Consider the following 2,603-nt stretch of genomic DNA (forward strand, 5'->3'; position numbering starts at 1 on the left):
TGCGAAGCAGTCAGGGCCGGGTAGTTTACTTGGGGATCTCGATGGTTACGTTAGCCAACTGCACATCGTCATGATCCACCCAGGCTCCGCCGTGCCGGACGACCGTATCACCTCCCACCGGCACCGAGATGTGCAGGGATCCCCCGAAAAGGGGAATGCTGATCGGCACTTGGGGACCACGGGTGACCATGGGGGGCTGAATCAGGGTTTTGCCAGTGCGCAGGGTAACAGTGTTCAGGCCTAGGCGCAGAGGTTGCAGCGGCAGGGGAATCTGTAGGTTATCTCCCCCCAGGTGAATCTGTTCGACTTCCACTCCGTTCAGGATGACCTGCATGGGAGACATGTTGGCACTGGGGATCCGGGATTGACCGGCCCGATAGGCGGCAGCTGTATCCAACCCAATCAGGGATCCAATCCGCAAAACCAGTGGGCGCGAAGGCAGGCGTTGCAAAGTGAAAGAGCGGGTCATCTCCACCCCTTGGGCAGGGCCCAAAAATTGCCCGGCGGCAGCCGATTCCGGTGAGTACTGGTTATCCCCCAGGCGGATGACATTCGCCTCCAGTACCAAAGTTGTGTTGGGATCCCAGCGCTCCAACTGCAGTTGCCAAGGCCGATCCCCGCTGGCTTGACCGTTGCCTGTACTTTGGGAATAGGGCAAGTAATTTTCCAGCCGCGCCACCAAAATTTCTTCTGCCGGCAGCGGCCCTGGCAGGCGAAACCGACCCTGGGCATCGGTGCGCACCGAAATACCCGCCCCCGGAATGGCCACCTCCGCCCCGGCCAAGGGCTGCCCTGTCAGCCGATCCACCACCTGTCCCGAATAGGCGGAATCCAACTGCACCTGTCCTGTGGGCACATCCGTTGCTGCCTGAATGCGCTGCTGCAACACTTGCCAGTCGGCTTCTGTGATCCGTCCATCCTGGTCGACATCGGCAGCTCGGATCTGGTCGTCGGTCAATCCCCGTTCTCCCCGCAAGTAGGCCCCCAACAGGTTGAGATCCTGCACCGTCAAACGGCCATCCCCATCCAGGTCGCCCGCCTGAAAGGGCTGCGCGTGGGCAAAAGACACGCCTATCCAACCCAGGCCCAGGGATCCCAGTAGCAAAAGAGAATGAGCCAAACAGGAGACCCTAAACATGGCAACTCTCCTGGGAGTTGTTCATGTTCTAACGTAATTCACCTCCTCGCAGCAGGGCTAACCGAGCCGGTGTAGAGTACTCTTGAGCGCAATTCTGCCGGTTCGCCTTTGGCTGCAGGAGCCGAAAACTTGATGGTAGGATAACCGTGGTGACTGGCTCCTCCTATGGCTCGATACTCTTGCGTTACTCAGCTTGTGGGCTCAGCCGAGCAGCTCAGTGAGTCGATCCGCGCCGTTTTGGAGCGCTGCCAACTCAATGTCCTCCACAACAGCCTTGATTATTGGGTGGCCGGCGAGCCTCCCGGAAAAAATCCCTACACCAAACTGGTGACGGTGGAAGTGTTTGTGGATCGCACCCGTCAGGCTGCCGACGGCTCTGTACAGGTGACCTGCATTGCCAAAAATGAAGAGCTGCCCCTAAAAAGCGTTAACCACTGCCAACAAACCTTTGACCGACTGAAGGCAGAGCTAGCCCAGTTGCAAAGTCAACTTCAGCTTGCTGCCCAACAAAAAGATGCCTTACGATAGCTAGGCTGAGTTTGCTTTGATCCCATGGCGCGTCGCTGCCAACTAACCAACAAGAAACGCAACAACGCTTTTGCCATCTCCCACTCCCACCGGCGCACCAAGCGCCTGCAGGAAGTCAATTTGCAGTGGAAGCGCATCTGGTGGGAAGAGGGTCAGCGGTTTGTTCGTCTGCGCCTTTCCACCAAAGCCTTGAAGACTCTCAAGGCCAAAGGGATAGGAGCCATGGCCCGGGAAGCCGGGATCGACCTCAGCCGGTTTTGAGCTTTCTCCTCAGCCCAGTTGTGTCTGACAGCTCCAACCTCACAGCAAGCCAAAAAGCTTACGCGGCTTGGGCTGCAAACCCGCCAGCAAGGTGTTGAGGGTATCCCGTTGGGTAAGCTCGTTGGTGCCGCTGGCCCGCTCAATCAAGAGCTTGCGCATTTCGTCGGAGAGCTTGGCATCGGTAAAATCGGCTCCACTGAAGAGCGTGTTTTCAATCTGAGCGTCCCGTAGGTTGGCCCCCACCAAAATGGCTTGTTCTAGGTTGGCAAACTGAAGCTGGCAACTCACCAAGGCAGCCTGGGAGAGGTTGCAGCGAGATAGGTTGGCCTGGCGGAAGTCGGCGGCAAAAAAGTTCCCCTCCGCCAGATTAGCAGCCACCAAGCTGGCTTCGCGAAAGATGGAATGGCTGAAACGGCCCCCCTGAAAGCTGCTTTTGTCCAGTTTGGCGGCGGTAAAGTTGCTGTAGTCCCCCAGAGCCTGGCTAAAGCTGGATCCCCGTAGATCTGAGGCGGTAAAATTGGCCCGCTCTAGCTCAGCGCGGCGAAAGTTGCACAGACGTAGGTCGGCTTGCTGCAGGCTGATCGAGCGCAGGTTAGCCCGCGTCAAATTGGATTTGGGCATCTGGATGCGGTCGAACAGGCCCCGCGAGAGGTAGGCATTCTCCAGGTTGGCACCC

Annotated in this window: 4 protein-coding genes; 2 read left to right on the plus strand and 2 right to left on the minus strand. The window is 58.0% G+C overall.

Going from position 1 to position 2,603, the window contains the following annotated elements:
* Nucleotides 1-25: 25 nt before the first annotated feature.
* A complete protein-coding gene (locus tag NW815_RS10185) occupies nucleotides 26-1,138 on the minus strand; it encodes a dockerin type I domain-containing protein (RefSeq protein ID WP_414391178.1) in 1,113 nt (370 codons plus the stop codon).
* Nucleotides 1,139-1,303: 165 nt separating this feature from the next.
* Between NW815_RS10185 and NW815_RS10190 the strand changes: the two genes are divergently transcribed.
* Entirely contained in the window at nucleotides 1,304-1,666 is a 363-nt protein-coding gene (locus NW815_RS10190; RefSeq protein ID WP_414328958.1) for a hypothetical protein, read from the plus strand.
* Nucleotides 1,667-1,690: 24 nt separating this feature from the next.
* Entirely contained in the window at nucleotides 1,691-1,927 is a 237-nt protein-coding gene (rpmB, locus tag NW815_RS10195; RefSeq protein WP_414391181.1) for a 50S ribosomal protein L28, read from the plus strand.
* Nucleotides 1,928-1,966: 39 nt separating this feature from the next.
* On the opposite strand, the gene NW815_RS10200 is transcribed toward rpmB, so the two are convergent.
* Nucleotides 1,967-2,603, minus strand: a 637-nt coding sequence (locus NW815_RS10200; protein ID WP_414415975.1) for a pentapeptide repeat-containing protein, incomplete at its 5' end; no start/stop codon positions are given.

The organism is Synechococcus sp. R6-7, assembly GCF_047461695.1.
Classification (GTDB): Bacteria; Cyanobacteriota; Cyanobacteriia; order Thermostichales; family Thermostichaceae; genus Thermostichus.

Coding starts and splice junctions, on each gene's coding strand:
- NW815_RS10185 (WP_414391178.1), bottom strand. CDS start 1,138: ATGTTTAGGGTCTCCTGTTTGGCTCATTCTCTTTTGCTACTGGGATCC.
- NW815_RS10190 (WP_414328958.1), top strand. CDS start 1,304: ATGGCTCGATACTCTTGCGTTACTCAGCTTGTGGGCTCAGCCGAGCAG.
- rpmB (WP_414391181.1), top strand. CDS start 1,691: ATGGCGCGTCGCTGCCAACTAACCAACAAGAAACGCAACAACGCTTTT.